The organism is Saccharothrix luteola (genome assembly GCF_020859565.1).
GTDB lineage: Bacteria > Actinomycetota > Actinomycetes > Mycobacteriales > Pseudonocardiaceae > Actinosynnema > Actinosynnema luteola.
In genome coordinates, this window is the sequence record NZ_JAJHUO010000014.1 from 143,673 (window position 1) to 160,863 (window position 17,191).

The window sequence follows — 17,191 nt, forward strand, 5'->3', positions numbered from 1 at the left end:
CTGGACTTCACCTGTTCGGTGTTTCCAGCGCGTGCCGCGCGTAGGCCCGGACGTCGGCGTCGGTGTCGGCCAGTGCGTCCGACAGCCCTGACCTCACGGCGGGCGACCGGGCCCACCTGGTCAAAGCTCGCACGGACGCCTTGCGCACGTCGATGTTGCCGTCACCCAGCATCGGCAGGACGGCGTCCGGGTCGTCGATGGCCTGCACCGCTCCGACGCGCACCTGCCACGCCGGGTCGGTGAGCGCTGCCCGTGCCACGGGCTGGAGCGCGGCGGGACGGCCGATCTGCCCCCCGGCCTCCAGAGCCGCCGCACGTACCAACGCGTCCGCGTCGCCCGCCAGCGCCTGCAACGTCGAAACCGCGGCGGGGTCGGCCAGGGTGCCCAGGCCCTTGGCCACCTGGACTCGCAACTCGCGCCGGGGATCATCGGCGAGCGACTCGACGAGAACCCGTTCCCGCAACGACACCAGGCCGCGCAGTGCCGCCGAACGCACCTCCGGATCGGCGTCGGCCAGGGCCGACGCGTAGACCTCGGTGGTGCCGAGCTTCAGTGCCCACAGAACCTCCAGCGCCACCGAACGGAACGGCGACTCCTCCAAGGCGCGCCGCAGCGCCTCCCCGCGCGGCACGACCTCGACGAGTTCCCGCAGACCAGCCGCGGCGGCCGTCCGGACCGCCTCGTCCGCGTCGGCCATGGCGCGGACCAGGGCGAACTCGAAGGCCTCCGGCACGACCTCGGTGATGGTCGCGACGGCGGCCCGGCGCACGGCCGGGTCCGGGTCGTGCAGGTACTCCTCCAACCGGGCCAGGTCCGGGTGCTCGTCGGCCAGGGCCACCAGGTCGAGCAGCCGGTCGGAGCCGACGACGCCACCGGACGCGCGGGTGGTCGCGACCGACGCCGCTCGAATCGACGGCGATCCGAGGAACTCGACCTGACCCGGTCGGTGTTCGAGACCGTCCACCGGCACGAGGTACGGGTGCACCGGTCGCTTGACGAACTCCATCTCCCCCGCGTCGTTCTTGCGCAGGTTGAGGTGGTGGAACCAGTTCTCGTCGTCGCGATCCGGCGTGTCGAGGCGGTCGTGGTAGAGGCCCCACCGGCTTTCGGTGCGCATCAGGGACGCTTTCGCGGCCATCTCGGCGCAGTCGCGGATGAACGTCACCTCGGCGCACCGCATCAGCTCGTGCGGGGTCTGCGCGCCCATGCCGGCGATCTCGCCTGCCATGCGCGCGAACGACTCCTGGGCGATCAGGAGCTTCGTCCCGGTCTTCGGGGGCGCGAGGTAGTCGTTGACGAACCGGCGCAGCTTGTACTCGACCTGGGGCTGCGGCGGGCCGTCGGGGTTGCGCAGCGGCCGGTACACCAGCTCGTGCGCGGCGGCGATCTGGTCCTCGGGCAGCGGTCCCGGCGGCACACCGTGCTCCGACGCGTGCGTGGCCGCGAGGTCGCCGAACACGAACGCGCCGATCATGTAGTTGTGCGGCACGCACGCCAGGTCGCCCGCCGCGTAGAGGCCGGGCACGGTGGTGGCACCGTTCTCGTCGACGGCCACGCCGGACGCGGAGTGCCCGCCGCACAACCCGATCTCGGAGATGTGCATCTCGATGTCGTGGGTGCGGTAATCGTGCCCGCGGCCGGCGTGGAACGTGCCGCGGGTGGGGCGTTCGGTGGTGTGCAGGATGCCCTCGAGCGCGGAGAGCGACTCCTCCGGCAGGTGCGTCACCTTGAGGTAGACCGGTCCGCGTGGCGAGGCGATCTCGCGCGCCACCTCGGCCATCATCTGCCCCGACCAGTAGTCGCAGTCGACGAACCGCTCCCCCAGCCGGTTCACCTGGTAGGCGCCGAACGGGTTGCCGACGTACGCGCACGCCGGGCCGTTGTAGTCCTTGATCAGCGGGTTGATCTGGAAGCACTCGATACCGGACAGCTCCGCGCCCGCGTGGTAGGCCATCGCGTAGCCGTCGCCCGCGTTCGTCGGGTTCTCGTACGTGCCGTAGAGGTAGCCGCTGGCGGGCAGGCCGAGCCGACCGCACGCGCCGGTGGCCAGGATGACGGCGCCCGCGGCAACGGTGACGAACTCGCCGGTGCGGGTGTTGAACCCGACCGCGCCGACCGCCCGGCCCTCGGACACCAGGACCCGCACGGGCATCACGCGGTTCTCGATGCGGATGCGTTCCCGCATGCGGCGCTCGCGCATGACCCGGTACAGCACCTTCTTGACGTCCTTGCCCTCCGGCATGGGCAGCACGTAGCTGCCGGAGCGGTGCACCTGGCGCACGTGGTAGTCGCCGTAGGAGTCCTTCTCGAACTTCACCCCGTACCGCTCGAGCCGCTGCACCATGGCGAACCCGCGGGTGGCGGTCTGCATGACGGTGCGCTGGTCGACGATGCCGTCGTTGGCCTTGGTGATCTCGGCGACGTAGTCCTCCGGTGTCGCCTTGCCGGGGATGACCGCGTTGTTGACGCCGTCCATGCCCATCGCCAGGGCGCCGGAGTGCCGCACGTGCGCCTTCTCCAGCAGCAGCACGTTCTTCCCGTGCTCGGCGGCGGTGATCGCGGCCATCGAGCCGGCCGTGCCGCCGCCCACGACCAGCACGTCGCACTCCAGCCGCACGCGTCGCGAGATGTCGGGGATCTCCATCACGCCATCACCGCCGCCAGGATCGCCTCGCGCCGCACGTCGACCTCGCCCGTGCCGAGCACGACGACCCGGTCGCCGAGCACCACGGCCTCGTCCACGTCGTGCGTGACGAACACCGTGGTCGTGCCGGCCTCCCGCAGCACCTCCACCACCAGCTCCTGCATGTCGGCCCTGGTCTGCGCGTCCAGGGCGGCGAACGGCTCGTCCATGAGCACCACCTTCGGTCGTTGGGCGAGGGTTCGGGCCAGCTGCACGCGCTGCCGCATCCCGCCGGACAGCTCGCGCGGGAGGTGCCGCTCGAAGCCCACGAGGCCGACGCGGCTCAGCCACCGCCGGGCGACGGTCCGCCGCTCGGTCCGGCGCACCCCTCGCAGGGCGAGCGGCAACTCGACGTTGCGCTGGGCGGTGCGCCACGGCAGCAGCCCGTCCTCCTGGAACACCATCGCGCGGTCCCGGGACGTGCCGCGCACTTCCTGCCCGTCCACGACGACGCGGCCCGCCGCGACCGGGGTGAGGCCCGCGATCGCGCGCAGCAGCGTCGACTTGCCGCAGCCCGACGGCCCGGCCACGACGAGGGTCTCGCCGGTGCTGACGTCGAAGTCGAGGTCCCGCAGCACCACGGCGTCGCCGTAGCGCACGGTCAGACCTTCCACGCGGACGCTCATGCCCTGGCCTCCCTCGGCAGCCACCGCGTGACGCGTCGTCCGGCCAGCTCGACCGCGGAGGACGTCAGCCAGCCGAGCAGCCCGATGGTGACCATGCCGACGATTACGCCGGGGTAGTCCACGATCGTGTAGGCCTGCCAGGTTCGGTAGCCGACGCCGTACCGGCCGGAGATCATCTCGGCGGAGATCACGCAGATCCACGCCACTCCCATGCCGACCGACAGGCCGCCGAACACGCCGGGCAGGGTGCCCGGCAGCACGACCTTGAGCAGGACGTGCCGCCGGCTGCCGCCCATCGTGCGGACGGCGTCCTCCCACATCGTCGGCAGCGCCCGCACCGCGTGCCGGGTGCTCACCAGGATCGGGAAGAACGCGGCCACGAACGTGATGAACACGATGCCCTGCTCGTCGGTGGGGAACAGCAGGATCGCGATGGGCACCAGCGCGATGGCGGGTATCGGCCGCACCACCTCCAACAGGGGTTGCAGCACGTCGCCCAGCAGCCTGGACCGTGCGACGACGATCCCGAGCGCGGTGCCCAGCGCGGCAGCGAGCAGGAACCCGGTGCCGATGCGGCCGAGGCTCGCGGCCAGGTCGGTGTAGAACCCGGCGGTGCCGGTCTCCTCGGCCAGCCGCGACGCCACCTCGACGACGGTCGGCAACCGGTCGAACCGCAGCCACGCGGTCGTCCCGGTGGCCGTGAGGACCTGCCACAGCAGCAGTCCCGCGGCCAGTGAGCCGATCCTCAGCACCCACCGCGCGCTCACGGCTTGCCCGCCGCGGCCAGCGCCTGCGCGTAGTCCAGCACGACGCCCCGGGCGGCGGCCTTCGTCGTGTGCGGCAGCAGGGTTCCGTCGTCCGCGCGGACCCAGTGCGCGTGGTCGGCGAACCACCGGGTCCCGGTGACCGCGTCGGGCACGTACGCCACCCGGACCTTCTTGCCGCTCTGGTTGATCAGCTTGAGCAGGCACGTCGGGTTGGCGGCGGGGTGGGTGGTCTCCTCGCCCTCGAACCACACCTCGCTCGCGGTGGCGGGGTCGGTCACGTCGAGGCCGCACGCGGTGTCCTTGCCGGTGATCCTCGCCGGGTTGGCGGTGTCCGCGCCGCCCTCGCCGACCGCGGCCTTGAGCGGCCCGTCGTCGATGAACCGGTCGACGTCCAGTTCCTCGATGTTGCCGATGGACTCGAGCAGCGGCACGTCCTGCTTCAAGGCGTCGCGGAGGAGGGGTTTCAGGCTCAGGTCGAACGTGGCGATGCCGTTCGGACCGTTGTAGAGGTACACGACCTCGACCGGCAGACCCGTCGCCTTCGCGACGACCTGCGCCGCGTCGAGCGGCTCCTCGTGCAGGTGGCGGGTGGCGTCGGCCTGGGCGCGCAGGAACTCGGCCAGGACGTCCGGCTGTTGTCGGGCGAACTGGTTTCGCACCACGACGCCGTGCAGCGTCGGCAGGCCGAGCGCCGCGCCGTCGTAGAGCAGCTTGGCCTGCTTGGCGAACACCAGCTGTCCGGGCCACGCGACGAACTGTGCGAGCGCGGCGACGTTGCCCGCCTGCAACGCGGAGGCGCCGACGGAGGGCTGCTGGTTCTCCACGGTCACCTGGACGTCGCCCAGCGCGCGCACGAGCGTGCCGTGCCCGGCGGACCCGACGCTGGCGGACACCCGCTGCCCGGCCAGGTCGGCGAGCGTGGTCGCGGTCGAGTCCGGCGGCACTACCACCATGTTCAACGCGCCGCGGGCGTTGTAGCCGGTGACCGACACCATGCGGGTGCCCTCGTCACCGAGCTTCTGCGCGCGGGAACCGTTGATGAGCAGAGGGTAGTCGCCCATCGAGCCGATGTCGATCTTCGCGGCGAGCATCTGCGCGGTGATGGGCGCGCCGGTGTCGTAGTCCTGCCAGACCACTTCGTACTTCTTGCCGGTCCGCGCGCCCAGGTCGGCCAGTCTGCGTTCGAAGTGGCCCAGCTCGCGCAGCAGGGTGCCGGCAGTGACGGTGTTGATGGTCTTGGACTGGTAGCCGACCACCACGGGCACCACGTCGGCCGACGCCGCGCCGGCGACGCACGAGGTCAGCATGGCGGCAACCATTGCCGCGCCGAGGATTCGCTTGGACATCGTCGTTCCCTTTCAGCGCAGCAGGTAGGGCATGTTGACCTCGACCGCGCCCGTCGGGCAGCGCGCGGCGCACGGTCCGCAGTACCAGCACTCGTCCACGTGCATGAACGCCTTGCCGGTGTCGGGGTTGATGGCGAGCGAGTCCAACGGGCAGATGTCCACGCACAGCCGGCACCCCTCGATGCACAGCGACTGGTCGATGGTCACCGGGACGTCGGCGCGGTTGTTCACCAGAGCCACAGCGGTTCTCCTGGGAAGGGTGCGACAGGACGGCTGCGTCCTCGTGGACGCAGCTCGGACGGGATGCGAAGGGGTTAGCGACAGATGGCGCTGGCCTGCCGGCGCAGGTCGACGTGCAGGCGGAAGCGCGGGGCGACGTTCACCGCGCCTCCAACGGGCCGCGCACCAGCTCGGCGCGCATGGTGAGCCGGTCGCCGCGCATCCGGATGAACTCCAGGTCCACCGGGCGCCCGTCGGTGAAGCGGCTGAGGCGCTCCACGACCAGCAACGCCGACCCGTGCGGCACCTCCAGCACCGCGGCCGAGTGCAGGTCGGCGTTCACCGCCTCCAGCGTCACCGCCGCCGTGCCCAGGCGCTGCCCGCTGGTGCGCTCGATGAGCGAGAAGATGTCCCGGTTCTCCAGGTCCTCCTCCAACAGCGGCTCACCCACGTCGCGCGGCAGGTAGGTGAGGTCGAGCGACAGCGGCAGCCCGTTGAGCCGGCGCAGCCGTTCGACGTAGACGACCTGCTCACCCTCCGCGAGCCGCAGTCGCTGCGCCACCGGGCCGGGGGGCCGGACCAGCCCGGCGGCCCGCACGTCGTTGCCGACCTCGCCGTGCTCGCGCAGGGTTTCGGCCAGTCCCATGAGCCGGTTGAGGCCGTGCGCGTACTTCTCCGCCACCACGACCGTCCCGACCCCGGGGACGCGTTCGATGAGCCCTTCCTCGCGCAGCAGGTCGAGCGCCTCGCGGATGCTGTTGCGGGAGGCGCAGAACTCGGCGGCGAGGAAGCGCTCGTCGGGCAGTGCGCCGTTGGGGAACGCGCGCTGGACGACGAGCTGGCGGATGACGTCGGCGGCCTGCCGCGCCCGGTCGGCACGCAGGCGCCGCTCGGACGGGTTCGGTCGCGGGCTGCTCACGCGGCACAGTCTGCGGTCTGCCGCCGGGACGCGAGGTAACGACCGGATTACGCCACCTGAAGCGGGGGGTTTCCTGCGACAACGGCCCAGTTCCGCCACCCGGGGCACTGTCCACGATGTGGACGGCCCCGTGGAGCGCGTGTCGGCGCGGAAATGGCTCTGTTAACGACATTCTCCCACATCCTGAGCCCTCTTGGTCCGACAGCGGTCCGGGTGCCAGCATCGACGTGCTTCGGTGCGCGCCGCCACATCGACCTCTCCGTCCGCAGGCGAGCGCGATCTCCACCACGCCCGATTGATTGGTCCACAAAGGACACCGGCAACCCCCACCGGGAAGGGACGTCCATGACACGGATCGGAGTGCTGGCCGGAAATCCGCGTCCGGCCTCACGCACTTGGCACGCGGCCCTCGCGCTGCGCGACGCGGTGCGCCAGGTGCTCAGGCACGAGGTCTCGGACGCCGGACCGCTCGTCGACGCGGCGGATCTCGCCCAGGAGGTGTTCACCCCGGGAGGGGCGAAGGTTCAGTCGGCACTCGACGAGCTGGCGCGCGCCGACGTGCTCGTGATCGCGACGCCGACCTACAAGGCGACGTACACGGGCCTGCTCAAGGCGGTGTTGGACCGCGCGCCCGCGGACTGGTTGCGGGGCAAGGTCGTGGTGCCGTTGCAGATCGCTGCCTCCGACCGGCACGCGCTGGCGGTCGAAGTGCACCTGCGGCCGTTGCTGGTCGAGCTCGGCGGACGCGTCGCGGGACGCGGGGTGTTCCTCAACGAGTCGGCACTGGCCGGGACGCACGACGAGCTGACGGAGGTGTTCGTGAGGCGGCTTGACGCCGATGCGCTCAACGCACTCGTCCCGACGCCGGAAGTCGTCCTGTGACGAACCGCTTCCACCGACAGGCCGCCTCGGCACCGGGATGGGCGTAACACCGTGGTCGCGACGCCGGAGCGGCACGGCCGGACCGGGGCTGTCGAAGCGCCCGGGTCCGGCCGCTCACCACCGTCAGACGTCGACCGCCGTTCAGCCGGACACGATTAGGGTCAGGATGCCGGTGAGCATCACTGGAGGAGTCGGCCGTGCCCGCCGCCGTGGACCGGTTGGACTTCGAGCGCCTGGACCGCCCCCTCGACGGCCTCGTGTTCGGCTCGTCCGACGATCTCCAGGAATTCCCGCACGACTACACCACCGCCGACCTCGCTCGCCGCAGCGACCAGGCGTTCAGCGCGGACCTGGGCGCGTTCACCGCCCTGCTGGGCGTTGTCGGGCAGCTCGCGCAGCTCGCCGCGTCCGGTCGCCTGACCGGGGATCTCGCGTGGTGGCGGGGATTGTTCGGCTACTTCGCCAGCGGACCGGCTCGAGGAACTGCTCGCGCCGGGACGGGCAGGTCGCCGTGGACGCGTCGGACAGCCGCGTGCTGGATGAGTCGAGGGTGCCGCACGCACGCCGGTTCGTCGTGAGGCCTTACACGACGAACCGGGCGCAGGCGGCCTTCGCCCGGCCGCGGACGAACAACCCGGCCTTCCGGCAGAACGACGACGTGAGCCGGGCGTTGCTGCGGTTCCTGGCCGCCGGGAAGGTGAACGAGTCGGTGGCCTAGATCAGGACGGGCGGTCGGTACCGCGATGCCGTCGTCCACCACTGGCGCCCGCGCCATCTGTGGAATACGATCCCACATTGTGACAGGGCCGCCGACAGGCGCCGCCCACCGCTCCCGTGCGCACTTGTCCGCATTGTGGGAGCCGTTTCCACATGGTCTCCGTCGCCGTACTCTGCGGGCGTTTGCGAAGCCCGCTCCCGCCGCACGGAGGTCCCCATGAGCAGGACGACCCGTTCCATACCCAGCAGATTGGCCGCGTTGGCGGCAGCGACGGTGCTCGCTGTGAGCGCGTGTGGAACAGGAGGGGGTGCGGTCGGCGGCACGACGCTGTCGCTGGTCGGCTTCGCTGTCCCGAAGGCGGCCAACAACGCCATCCAACAGGCGTGGGCGAAGACGCCGGACGGCGAGGGCGTGACCTGGCAGGAGTCCTACGGCGCGTCCGGCGACCAGAGCCGCGCCGTGGCGAGCGGGCTGAAGGCCGACTACGTGCACTTCTCCGTGGAGACGGACGTGACCAGGCTCGTCAAGGCCGGTCTCGTGGCCGAGGACTGGAACTCGGGCCCCACCAAGGGGATCGTGTCCGACTCGGTCGTCGTGCTCGTGGTGCGCAAGGGCAACCCGAAGGGCATCAAGGGCTGGGACGACATCGTCGAACCCGGCATCGGCATCGTGACGCCGAACCCGGGTTCCTCCGGTTCCGCCCGCTGGAACATCCTCGCCGCCTGGGGCCACGTGATCGCGGCCGGCGGTACCGAGGACGACGCCCGTGAGTACCTCACGAAGTTCTTCACCAACGTCTCCGCGCTGCCCGGCAGCGGCCGGGACGCCACCACCGCGTTCACCGGCGGCACCGGTGACGTGCTGATCAGCTACGAGAACGAGGCGATCCTCGCGCGGCAGAGCGGCGAGGACTTCGACTACCTCGTGCCCGACACCACCCTGCTGATCGAGAACCCGGGCGCGACGCTCAAGAACGCCGACCCCAAGGCCGCCAAGTGGCTGGACTTCGTGCTCGGCGAGACCGGCCAGACCGAGTTCGCCAAGAAGGGCTTCCGGCCCGTGACCGACGGCATCTCGGTGGAGGTCGCCGGCGCCAACGACAAGAGCAACCCGTTCCCCGCGCCCAAGGAACTGCTGACGATCGCCGAGGACTTCGGTGGTTGGCCCGCCGCGGCCGACAAGTTCTTCGACCAGGACAAGGGTCTGATCACCCTCATCCAGAAGGACACCGGCAAGTCATGACCTCGGTCGACGTCACGGTCGACACGACGGGAACCGGTCCGGCGCGGCGGCGCCGGACCACCCCTCGGTCGAACCTGGAGGCCGGGTCGCGCATCGGGCTGGGCGTCGCGACGCTGTGGTTCAGCCTGCTGGTGCTGATCCCGCTGATCGCGGTCGTGGTGGAGACCTCGGCGGGCGGGTGGGACGCGTTCTGGCAGACGCTGGTCGACGAGCAGACGTTCGCCGCGATCCGGCTCACCCTCACCGAGGCTTTCCTGGTGACCGCGGTGAACGTGGTGGTCGGCACGCTGATCGCGTGGGTGCTGGTGCGGGACGACTTCCCGGGCAAGCGGGTGCTCGACGTGGTCATCGACGTGCCGTTCGCCCTGCCGACCATCGTCGCGGGCCTCGTGCTGCTGTCCCTGTACGGCCCGCGCAGCCCGATCGGCGTGGACGTCGCCAACACCCGGACCGCGGTGTTCCTCGCGTTCCTCTTCGTGACGCTGCCGTTCGTGGTGCGCACCGTGCAGCCGGTGCTCGCCGAACTCGACACCGAGGCCGAACAGGCCGCCGCCTCTCTCGGCGCGAGCGCACCGGTGATCTTCCGGCGGATCGTCCTGCCGAGCCTGCTGCCGGCGATCTCGGCGGGTGCGGCGATGTCGTTCGCACGGGCGATCAGCGAGTACGGCTCGCTCGTGCTGCTGTCGGGCAACCTGCCGATGCGCACCGAGGTGACCTCGGTCCGCATCCTGACCTACATCGAGAACGGCGACCTCTCCTCGGCCGCCGCCGTGGCCACGCTGCTGCTCGCGACGGCGCTCGCGGTGATCACGGCCCTCGAAGTGATCCAGCGAAGGGTGGCACGCCGTGGCTGACCGCACCGCACCGCGCTCCCGGGTCCGTTACGTGCTGCGCGGGATCGTCATCTGCTACCTGGGGTTGCTGGTCGTCTGGCCGGTGGCGCTGGTCGCGCGGCACACGTTCGCCGACGGCCTCGACACGATGGTGGAGGCGCTGTCCGACCCGCTGGTGACCCGCTCGCTGTGGCTGACCGCCCAGGTCGCGTTCAGCGCCGTGGTGATCAACACCGTGTTCGGGGTGGGCGTCTCGCTGCTGCTGGTCCGCTACCGCTTCCCTGGGCGACGGGTGCTGTCGACGTTGATCGACCTGCCGCTGTCGGTGTCGCCCGTGGTCGTCGGCCTGGCGCTGGTGCTGGTCTACGGCGGCGTCGACGGCTGGTTCTCACCGGTGCTCCAGGCCACCGGGTTCGAGGTGGTCTTCGCCATGCCCGGCATGGTCATGGCCACCACGTTCGTCGCGCTGCCGCTGGTCGTCCGCGAGGTGGTCCCGGTCCTGCAGGAGATCGGTGACGAGCAGGAACAGGCGGCCAGGAGCCTGGGCGCCAACGCCGCGCAGGTGTTCCGCCGGATCACGCTGCCCGCGATCCGCTGGGCGGTGGTGTACGGCGTCGTGCTGAGCCTCGCCCGCTCCCTCGGCGAGTTCGGCGCGGTGAAGATCGTGTCCGGCAACATCGTGGGCAGCACGCAGACCGCGACGCTCGTGGTCGAGCAGCGCTACCAGGACTTCGAGCAGAACACCGCCTACGCCACCTCGTTCCTGCTGGCCTTCGCCGCCATCCTGTGCCTCGTCGTCGTCTCGCTCATCCGCCCGCAGGAAGGGGCCACCCGTTGAGCATCGCGGTCCGCAACGTGTCCAAGAACTTCGGGCGTTTCGTCGCCCTCGACGACGTCTCCGTGGAGATCCCCTCCGGCGGGCTCACCGCGCTGCTCGGGCCCAGCGGCGGCGGCAAGTCCACCCTGCTCCGGATCATCGCCGGGCTGGAGACCGCCGACTCCGGGCAGGTCGAGATCAACGGGGTCGACGCCACCCACCACCCGGCCCGCAGGCGCAACGTCGGGTTCGTCTTCCAGCACTACGCGGCGTTCAAGCACCTGACCGTGCGGCGCAACGTGTCGTTCGGGCTGGAGATCCGCAAGCGCCCCAAGGACGAGATCCGCCGGCGGGTCGACGAACTGCTGGAACTGGTCCACCTGGAACAGTTCGGCGACCGGTTGCCCGCGCAGCTGTCGGGTGGGCAGCGGCAGCGGATGGCCCTCGCCCGCGCGCTCGCGGTCGAGCCGGCCGTGCTGCTGCTCGACGAGCCGTTCGGCGCACTGGACGCCAAGGTCCGCAAGGAGTTGCGCGAGTGGCTGCGCAAGCTGCACGACGAGGTGCACGTGACCACCATCTTCGTCACCCACGATCAGGACGAGGCGCTGGAGGTCGCCGACGAGATCGTGGTGGTCAACGATGGTCGCGTCGAGCAGGTCGGCACTCCCGACCAGCTCTACGACGAGCCGGCCAACGACTTCGTCATGCGCTTCCTCGGTCCGGTCACCCGACTCGGCGACGAGCTGATCCGCCCGCACGACCTGCGCCTGCACGAGACCGACCCCGGCGGCGCCGCGCAGGGGCAGGTCGAGCGGGTGACCCGGATCGGCTTCGAGGTCCGCGTGGAGCTGGCCGTCGGCGGCCAGCGGGTGCTGGTCACGATGACCCGGACCCAGCAGTTGGCACTGGGCGTGAGCGCCGGCGACCGCCTGTGGGTGCGACCGGCCCTCGGCGCGCCCACGGTTCCCGTGGCCGGACCGCCGCCGGGGGAGCTGGTGCCCGCCAACTCGTGACAGCGCGTGGCCCGCCGGCTGGTGTGCGAGGATGCCGGCGTGACCGACGCACCACCCAACCAGCCACGATCCGGTGCCCAGGCCGTCGAGCGCGCACTCGGCGTCCTGCGCTGCGTCGAGGCCGACGACGGCGGCGTGGGCATCACGGAACTCTCGCAGCGGACGGGCCTGACCGTGAGCACCACTCACCGCCTGGCCCGCACGCTGACCGAGGCCGGTCTGCTCGTCCAGGACCCGCGCAGCGAGCGCTACCAGCTCGGTCCCTCGCTCGTCGTGCTCGGCGAGAAGGCGGCGCGGCGACTCGGCTACCAGCAGGCGCTGCCCCTGCTGGAAGAGCTCGCCGCCGCCACCGGCGAGTCGATCAACCTGGGCATCCGCGCCGGCGACGAGGTCCGCGTCGTGCTCGACGTGGTGTCCCGCCAACCGCTGCGCTTCAACCAGGAGTCGGGCAGCCGGGTCCCCATGCACGTCTCCGCGATGGGCAAGTGCCTGCTCGCCTTCGGCGGCGACATCGACAAGCAGATCGAGAGCCTCGGCGACCTCGTCCGGGCCACCCACCGCACCATCACCGACCGCGACCAGCTCCGCGCCGAGCTCGACCTGGTCCGCGAACGCGGCTGGGCCCTCAACGACGAGGAACGCGACCCCGGCGTCCGCGCCATCGCCGCCCCCGTGCCGCGCCCGGGCGGCGGAGTGCTCGGCGCCATCGCGATCCAGGGCCCCACCGTCCGCATCACCGACGACCGCCTCCCCGAACTCGCCGCCCTGCTGGACGAGACCACGCACCGCGTCGCACCCCTGCTCACCGCACCGCCCACGAGCTAGGCTCCTCAAGCCCGTTCACCTGGCGGCCCAGGAACGCCGACGCCGCCAGCAGCGCGAGCGGAGCCGACACCGCGCCCGCAGCCGGCAGCGTGCCCGCGATGTACCGCGGCGCAAGCGCCGCCGGCTCCCGCTGTGCCTCTTCCACCGCCGTGACGACCTGCGGCCGGACCTCCTCCATCCGCGAGGCGGACTGGGCGCGCGGGTCGAGCTGCCGCCAGGGCGGTCTGGGCCTGGTCGACGGCGGCGCGGACGAAGCGCTGCTGGGCCCGGTAGTAGTCGGCATCGAAGCCGGTAGACGTTCCGCAGGAGCGACCAGGACGGTCGCCTCCCGGCGAGCGCGGGTTCCCGGAACTGCACCGCCAACGGAGGCGCCGTCGCGGCCGGACCGAGCTGGACCGCTGCGCGACGGCGCGGCGCGGGCACCCGCCCGAACTCCGGTTCGTCGTCGGCAGGGTAGCGCGTGACCGACAGCGGCTTGGGGCCGAAGTCCTCGGCCTCTTCCCCCACGGCGCGGCTGTACGCCTCGGCGTCCTCCGCTTCCATCTCCCGGATCTGGGTGTCGGAGTACCTGAGCGGTGGCGGCGCGGGCAGGGCGCCGGGGTGCGGCGCGGCCGACGCCGCGTGCAGCGCGGTCAGGTGCGGCAGCCGGTCGACCACGCCGCCCGAAAGCGGCCCGATCGACCGGACGCCGACCAGTGTCGATGCAGCCACCGCCGACTTTCGAAGTGACAAATATAGTCGCGCCGAGGACCTACTTGCCTTCCACGTTTACCAGCACCTAATTCCGGCGTTCACGGCGACGGGCAGACTGTGTGCCACCGTCAGGGTTGGCACTGAAGCCAACCTGCGCCGCCGGGTACCGCGATCGGGAACGGACCGGGGATCAGCCATCATCGGACGGGGAAGCCGGCTCATCGGTTTCGCCGCGCCCGAGAAGGCGATGCCAGGTGCCTTCGCGACCCTCGATCGCCGTGTGATCCAACGAGGGTCGCCATCTCGTGGGCCACCACAAGACGGCACGCGGTCCAGGTGGAGCGTGGCGGAGCGTGGCTCCCTTGAACTGCGTCTCCCTGATGAAGTTTGCTTCATCGAATCGGACGTCCTCACTGAATGCCGCCCCGTTGAAGTAGGCATCCTCGACCGCCACTCCCCAAAACAGGGCGTTTCCAGCGAACATCACCTCATTGAATTCGACATACGTAATGAATTTGACTCCGCCGAATTGGGCGTCCCCACTGAACCTTGCCTTGTTGAAAAGAGCCTTCCCGGTGAACGTCGCCCCCTCGAACAAGGCCCCTTCAGCGAAAGTCGCTTCACTGAACCCCGCATGCATGATGAACTTTGCCCCGTCGAATCGAGCACCCCCGTTGAATGCAGTTCCATTGAATTGGACGTTCCTGGTGAACGTTGCCCTGCCGAACAGGGCATCGTCGGAAAACATCGCCCCACTGAACTGCACATTGCCGGTGAAGGTCGTTCCAGAGAATATTGCATGCCCAGCAAAAATAGTCCGCTTGAATGTCGCTTTACGCAGTAGGCAGTCCTTCATGTCCCAGTCGATGAGAACTGCGCCGGTGAGGTCGAGGTCGGTGTCGGGCCAGAAGGTCGCTGCGAGGTAGTCGTCGTCACTGCCCGAGTACAGGTGGGAGGTGAGGATGCGCTGGGCGGTCAGGCGAACCTCGCGCTCCTGAACCTGTTCGTGGCGCTCGTCGCGGACAGGCCGATCCGTGTCGGCGTCGCGAGGTTCGCCAGGGAGATCGAAGGGAGCGCGGAGGTAGGCGCAGATCACGTTGACCACAGTCTGGCGCAGAGCGAGGTTGTCGGGGTGGTCCAGCGCGAGACGTTCCAGGGCGTACAGGCCGCCGTGACGTACTGGGGCCTTGTCCGACCCGAGCTGCTCCACCGATCTCGCGTAAAGGTCGGTGATCCGGCGCGCTTCGGCGTCGCGCTCCGTTGTGGCTGCGACGCGTTCGGCGTGCAGGCGGGTGTGCTCGGCGGTTTCGCGTTGCAGTTCGTAGGCGCGCGCGACATCGGCCTGGTCGCGTTCCTTCTGCACCAGCCCGATCTCGGTGGCGTGCTGGCGTCGCCACGCCAGGTACAGCGCGAAGATCCCGCCTCCGCCCACTCCGATGCTCAGCCCCGTGCGCAGTGCGTTGAACCGCGCGTTCACCAGCTCTGCTCCGGACAAACCGGCCGTGGCCGCCCACCACAACACCACCACCAGGCCGATCGTCGCTGTGGCGATCAGAGCCGCCACGGTCGCGATCACCCTGCGCGGCATCGGCTCCAGCGGCGTGCGCGACGTGGATGGTGTCGCCGGCGGCATGGGCCAGTGGTTGGCGGACTGCTCACCGCGTGCCGGACGGGAGGGCGGTGGGAGAGCTGGGCGGTCCTCGGGCATATCCGGATCATCGTCGGTCGCCGTGGCGGCGTTCCGGAGGCACGCCAGGCGGGCTGGACGCCTGCTGCGGTCGAGGTTCTGCGGCGCCTGTGCCGAGGGTGTGCCGAAGTGGCTGTGCCGAGAGCCGCAGCGGGTATGCCCGCCCGTCGGGCACGACACGCAGGCCACCATGGGAAGGCCACATCAACTGGTCGGCAAGGTCGCCTACTTCGATGACGGCACGGACCTGACTCCGGACGCGACCTACCCTCGACCTGCCTTCGTCGGCTGCACGGTCGACCACATCGACGACGACATCGCCACGGTCGGCACGGGGTGGTTGAGCGACCGTCACGGCAAGCCCTTCGTGTTCGACGTCCCGTTGACCGTCCTCAAGCCGCTCGCCTGAACCACAGGGACTGCCGGTTGTCCGTCGTCCAGTCGCCGTGCCCCCCGTTGTCCCCGTACATCGGGCAGCACCCGATCCGGCTCCACGCCTCCTGTACGGAGAGCGCGAAGACGTCCTGGAGTTGCCGGCACGTTCCCTGAAGGATGCTCAAGGCGAGATCCCACTGGTTCTTCTCCGGTTGCCACATGTACATGGTCATCGGGCTGACCAGACTGGGGGTGATGCGTTCGCACCTCCGACGTCACGTCCGCCCGTCAAGGCCACGGGCGAGGACTACCGCGCCCGGTTCACCCCGCGGGCAGCGCCCGTGGCGGGGGACGGCTCGGCCGGCCTGCCGATCGGCACGGCACGACGGCCGGCCGGCCGGGCCGCTCCGGCTGGTCGGCCTGAGCGGGGCTCCCCCGGTCCCGGGCGCGACGATCGCCTTCCCGCGGGACGGTCGGGTCAGAGGGCGGAGAAGTGGGCTGCGTCGCCGACGACCGTGGTGCTCGTGACGCCGTCCACGCTGACGGGGACGTCGCCCGCGATGGTGATGCGGTGCAGGCGACGGCGTGCGTCGTCGTAGTCGGCGACGCCGTAGTGCTGGGTGGCGCGGTTGTCCCAGATCGCCACGTCGCCGTCGGCCCACTGCCAGCGCACGGTGTTCTCCAGTCGGGTCACGCGGTCCTGGAGCAGGTGGTAGACGGTGTGCGACTCGGCGGTCGTCAGGCCGACGATCCGCTTGACGAAGTGGCCGAGCAGCAGCGCCCGCTCGCCGGTCTCCGGGTGCACGCGCACCACGGGGTGCTCGGTCTCGTAGCGCTGGGACTCGAACTCCTCGCGGTAGGACTCCTCCTTCACGTCCACCCCGCCGATGCGGGTCGAGTCCACGAGCCCGGCGTAGTCGTAGACGTTGCTGTGCACCGCCCACAGCCGGTCCGCCAACGCCTTCAGCGCCGGCGGCAGCTCCTCGTAGGCGCGCACGGTGTTGGCCCACACCGTGTTGCCGCCGTACGGGGGCAGCTCGACGGCGCGCAGGATGCTGATCGCGGGCACGCGGTCGACGAAGGTGACGTCGGTGTGCCAGCTGTTGGCCTTGCCGTAGTCGGAGTCGATCGGCAGCACGTTGGTGTGCTCGCGGCCCTTGACGGTCGGGTGGGCCAGCGTCGGCTCGCCGAGCAGCCGGGCGAAGGCGAGCTGGCCCGCGTCGTCCAGGTGCTCCTGGCCGCGGAAGAACACCACCTTGTTCGCCAGCAGCGCGTCCCGGACGGTCGCGACGGCGCCCTCGGACAGGTCGCCGCCCAGCCGGACGCCGTCGACCCGCGCGCCGATGCCCGCGCCGAGCCGGTGGACGGTGATCGTGTCGGAAAGCTGTGCGGTCATCGTCGTTGTCCTCTCGTGGGAATGCGTTCGCACTTCACGATGGAGATTCGGGCGGTGCGGGCACAACATTGCGCGGTGGTGAATTAAATCTTCCCAGCACGCGGACGCGGTTGACGTCGGCGACCGCCTCGGCACTTCCTTGCGCTGCGC

General features: G+C 70.6%; 18 protein-coding genes. 9 read left to right on the forward strand and 9 right to left on the reverse strand.

The features are described 5' to 3' along the window. Positions 1 to 7 precede the first annotated feature (7 nt). The 6 genes from LNK82_RS20615 to LNK82_RS20640 all read right to left on the reverse strand — a co-directional run bounded on the left by LNK82_RS20615 (position 8) and on the right by LNK82_RS20640 (position 6,560). Positions 8 to 2,644 carry a fumarate reductase/succinate dehydrogenase flavoprotein subunit gene (locus LNK82_RS20615; RefSeq protein ID WP_230568659.1) on the reverse strand — a complete coding sequence of 879 codons (2,637 nt, stop codon included), beginning with the start codon at positions 2,642 to 2,644 and terminating at the stop codon, positions 8 to 10. Then, a complete protein-coding gene (locus LNK82_RS20620; RefSeq protein WP_230568660.1) occupies positions 2,644 to 3,309 on the reverse strand; it encodes an ABC transporter ATP-binding protein in 666 nt (221 codons plus the stop codon). The genes LNK82_RS20615 and LNK82_RS20620 overlap by 1 nt, the downstream gene beginning before the upstream one ends. Beyond that, positions 3,306 to 4,076 carry an ABC transporter permease gene (locus LNK82_RS20625; RefSeq protein WP_230568661.1) on the reverse strand — a complete coding sequence of 257 codons (771 nt, stop codon included), beginning with the start codon at positions 4,074 to 4,076 and terminating at the stop codon, positions 3,306 to 3,308. Before LNK82_RS20625 ends, LNK82_RS20620 begins: the two co-directional genes overlap by 4 nt. Further along, entirely contained in the window at positions 4,073 to 5,422 is a 1,350-nt protein-coding gene (locus LNK82_RS20630) for an ABC transporter substrate-binding protein (protein WP_230568662.1), read from the reverse strand. The genes LNK82_RS20625 and LNK82_RS20630 overlap by 4 nt, the downstream gene beginning before the upstream one ends. Before the next feature lie 12 nt (positions 5,423 to 5,434). Next, the gene (locus LNK82_RS20635; protein ID WP_230568663.1) at positions 5,435 to 5,662 is read right to left on the reverse strand and encodes a 4Fe-4S dicluster domain-containing protein; all 228 of its coding nucleotides are present in this window, start codon (positions 5,660 to 5,662) and stop codon (positions 5,435 to 5,437) included. Positions 5,663 to 5,801: 139 nt separating this feature from the next. Continuing rightward, positions 5,802 to 6,560, reverse strand: coding sequence for a GntR family transcriptional regulator (locus LNK82_RS20640; protein WP_230568664.1), 759 nt, complete (start codon positions 6,558 to 6,560; stop codon positions 5,802 to 5,804). 345 nt (positions 6,561 to 6,905) lie between these two features. Between LNK82_RS20640 and LNK82_RS20645 the strand changes: the two genes are divergently transcribed. The 8 genes from LNK82_RS20645 to LNK82_RS20680 all read left to right on the forward strand — a co-directional run bounded on the left by LNK82_RS20645 (position 6,906) and on the right by LNK82_RS20680 (position 12,890). Further along, complete coding sequence (locus LNK82_RS20645) at positions 6,906 to 7,442, forward strand: NADPH-dependent FMN reductase (RefSeq protein ID WP_230568665.1); 537 nt, start codon at positions 6,906 to 6,908, stop codon at positions 7,440 to 7,442. A gap of 197 nt (positions 7,443 to 7,639) precedes the next feature. Next, entirely contained in the window at positions 7,640 to 8,020 is a 381-nt protein-coding gene (locus LNK82_RS20650; protein ID WP_230568666.1) for a hypothetical protein, read from the forward strand. Then, on the forward strand, positions 8,017 to 8,160 hold the full coding sequence (locus tag LNK82_RS20655; RefSeq protein WP_230568667.1) for a hypothetical protein: 144 nt from the start codon (positions 8,017 to 8,019) through the stop codon (positions 8,158 to 8,160). Before LNK82_RS20650 ends, LNK82_RS20655 begins: the two co-directional genes overlap by 4 nt. Before the next feature lie 216 nt (positions 8,161 to 8,376). After that, entirely contained in the window at positions 8,377 to 9,402 is a 1,026-nt protein-coding gene (locus tag LNK82_RS20660; protein ID WP_230568668.1) for a sulfate ABC transporter substrate-binding protein, read from the forward strand. Next, a complete protein-coding gene (gene cysT, locus LNK82_RS20665; protein ID WP_230568669.1) occupies positions 9,399 to 10,256 on the forward strand; it encodes a sulfate ABC transporter permease subunit CysT in 858 nt (285 codons plus the stop codon). The genes LNK82_RS20660 and cysT overlap by 4 nt, the downstream gene beginning before the upstream one ends. Further along, positions 10,249 to 11,073 carry a sulfate ABC transporter permease gene (locus tag LNK82_RS20670; RefSeq protein ID WP_230568670.1) on the forward strand — a complete coding sequence of 275 codons (825 nt, stop codon included), beginning with the start codon at positions 10,249 to 10,251 and terminating at the stop codon, positions 11,071 to 11,073. The genes cysT and LNK82_RS20670 overlap by 8 nt, the downstream gene beginning before the upstream one ends. Next, entirely contained in the window at positions 11,070 to 12,065 is a 996-nt protein-coding gene (locus LNK82_RS20675; protein WP_230568671.1) for a sulfate/molybdate ABC transporter ATP-binding protein, read from the forward strand. The genes LNK82_RS20670 and LNK82_RS20675 overlap by 4 nt, the downstream gene beginning before the upstream one ends. Positions 12,066 to 12,104: 39 nt before the next feature. Next, positions 12,105 to 12,890, forward strand: a complete 786-nt coding sequence (locus LNK82_RS20680) for an IclR family transcriptional regulator (protein WP_230568672.1) — start codon at positions 12,105 to 12,107, stop codon at positions 12,888 to 12,890. On the opposite strand, the gene LNK82_RS20685 is transcribed toward LNK82_RS20680, so the two are convergent. After that, positions 12,868 to 13,173, reverse strand: a complete 306-nt coding sequence (locus tag LNK82_RS20685; RefSeq protein ID WP_230568673.1) for a hypothetical protein — start codon at positions 13,171 to 13,173, stop codon at positions 12,868 to 12,870. The two genes, LNK82_RS20680 and LNK82_RS20685, sit on opposite strands and share 23 nt — an antisense overlap. Positions 13,174 to 13,773: 600 nt before the next feature. Beyond that, positions 13,774 to 15,147 (reverse strand): pentapeptide repeat-containing protein, encoded by a 1,374-nt coding sequence (locus tag LNK82_RS20690; RefSeq protein WP_230568674.1) that lies wholly within the window; start codon positions 15,145 to 15,147, stop codon positions 13,774 to 13,776. On the opposite strand from LNK82_RS20690, the gene LNK82_RS20695 reads away from it, so the two are divergent. Further along, on the forward strand, positions 15,128 to 15,679 hold the full coding sequence (locus LNK82_RS20695) for a hypothetical protein (protein ID WP_230568675.1): 552 nt from the start codon (positions 15,128 to 15,130) through the stop codon (positions 15,677 to 15,679). The two genes, LNK82_RS20690 and LNK82_RS20695, sit on opposite strands and share 20 nt — an antisense overlap. 444 nt (positions 15,680 to 16,123) lie before the next feature. Here the strand turns inward: LNK82_RS20695 and LNK82_RS20700 are convergent, their stop codons facing one another. Next, positions 16,124 to 17,041 (reverse strand): TauD/TfdA dioxygenase family protein, encoded by a 918-nt coding sequence (locus LNK82_RS20700; protein WP_230568676.1) that lies wholly within the window; start codon positions 17,039 to 17,041, stop codon positions 16,124 to 16,126. Positions 17,042 to 17,191 lie beyond the last annotated feature (150 nt).

What these genes read in the sequence shown, in the direction of transcription:
- LNK82_RS20615 (WP_230568659.1), bottom strand. Translation starts at nt 2,644, where the DNA reads ATGGAGATCCCCGACATCTCGCGACGCGTGCGGCTGGAGTGCGACGTG.
- LNK82_RS20620 (WP_230568660.1), bottom strand. Translation starts at nt 3,309, where the DNA reads ATGAGCGTCCGCGTGGAAGGTCTGACCGTGCGCTACGGCGACGCCGTG.
- LNK82_RS20630 (WP_230568662.1), bottom strand. Translation starts at nt 5,422, where the DNA reads ATGTCCAAGCGAATCCTCGGCGCGGCAATGGTTGCCGCCATGCTGACC.
- LNK82_RS20645 (WP_230568665.1), top strand. Translation starts at nt 6,906, where the DNA reads ATGACACGGATCGGAGTGCTGGCCGGAAATCCGCGTCCGGCCTCACGC.
- LNK82_RS20660 (WP_230568668.1), top strand. Translation starts at nt 8,377, where the DNA reads ATGAGCAGGACGACCCGTTCCATACCCAGCAGATTGGCCGCGTTGGCG.
- cysT (WP_230568669.1), top strand. Translation starts at nt 9,399, where the DNA reads ATGACCTCGGTCGACGTCACGGTCGACACGACGGGAACCGGTCCGGCG.
- LNK82_RS20685 (WP_230568673.1), bottom strand. Translation starts at nt 13,173, where the DNA reads ATGCCGACTACTACCGGGCCCAGCAGCGCTTCGTCCGCGCCGCCGTCG.
- LNK82_RS20700 (WP_230568676.1), bottom strand. Translation starts at nt 17,041, where the DNA reads ATGACCGCACAGCTTTCCGACACGATCACCGTCCACCGGCTCGGCGCG.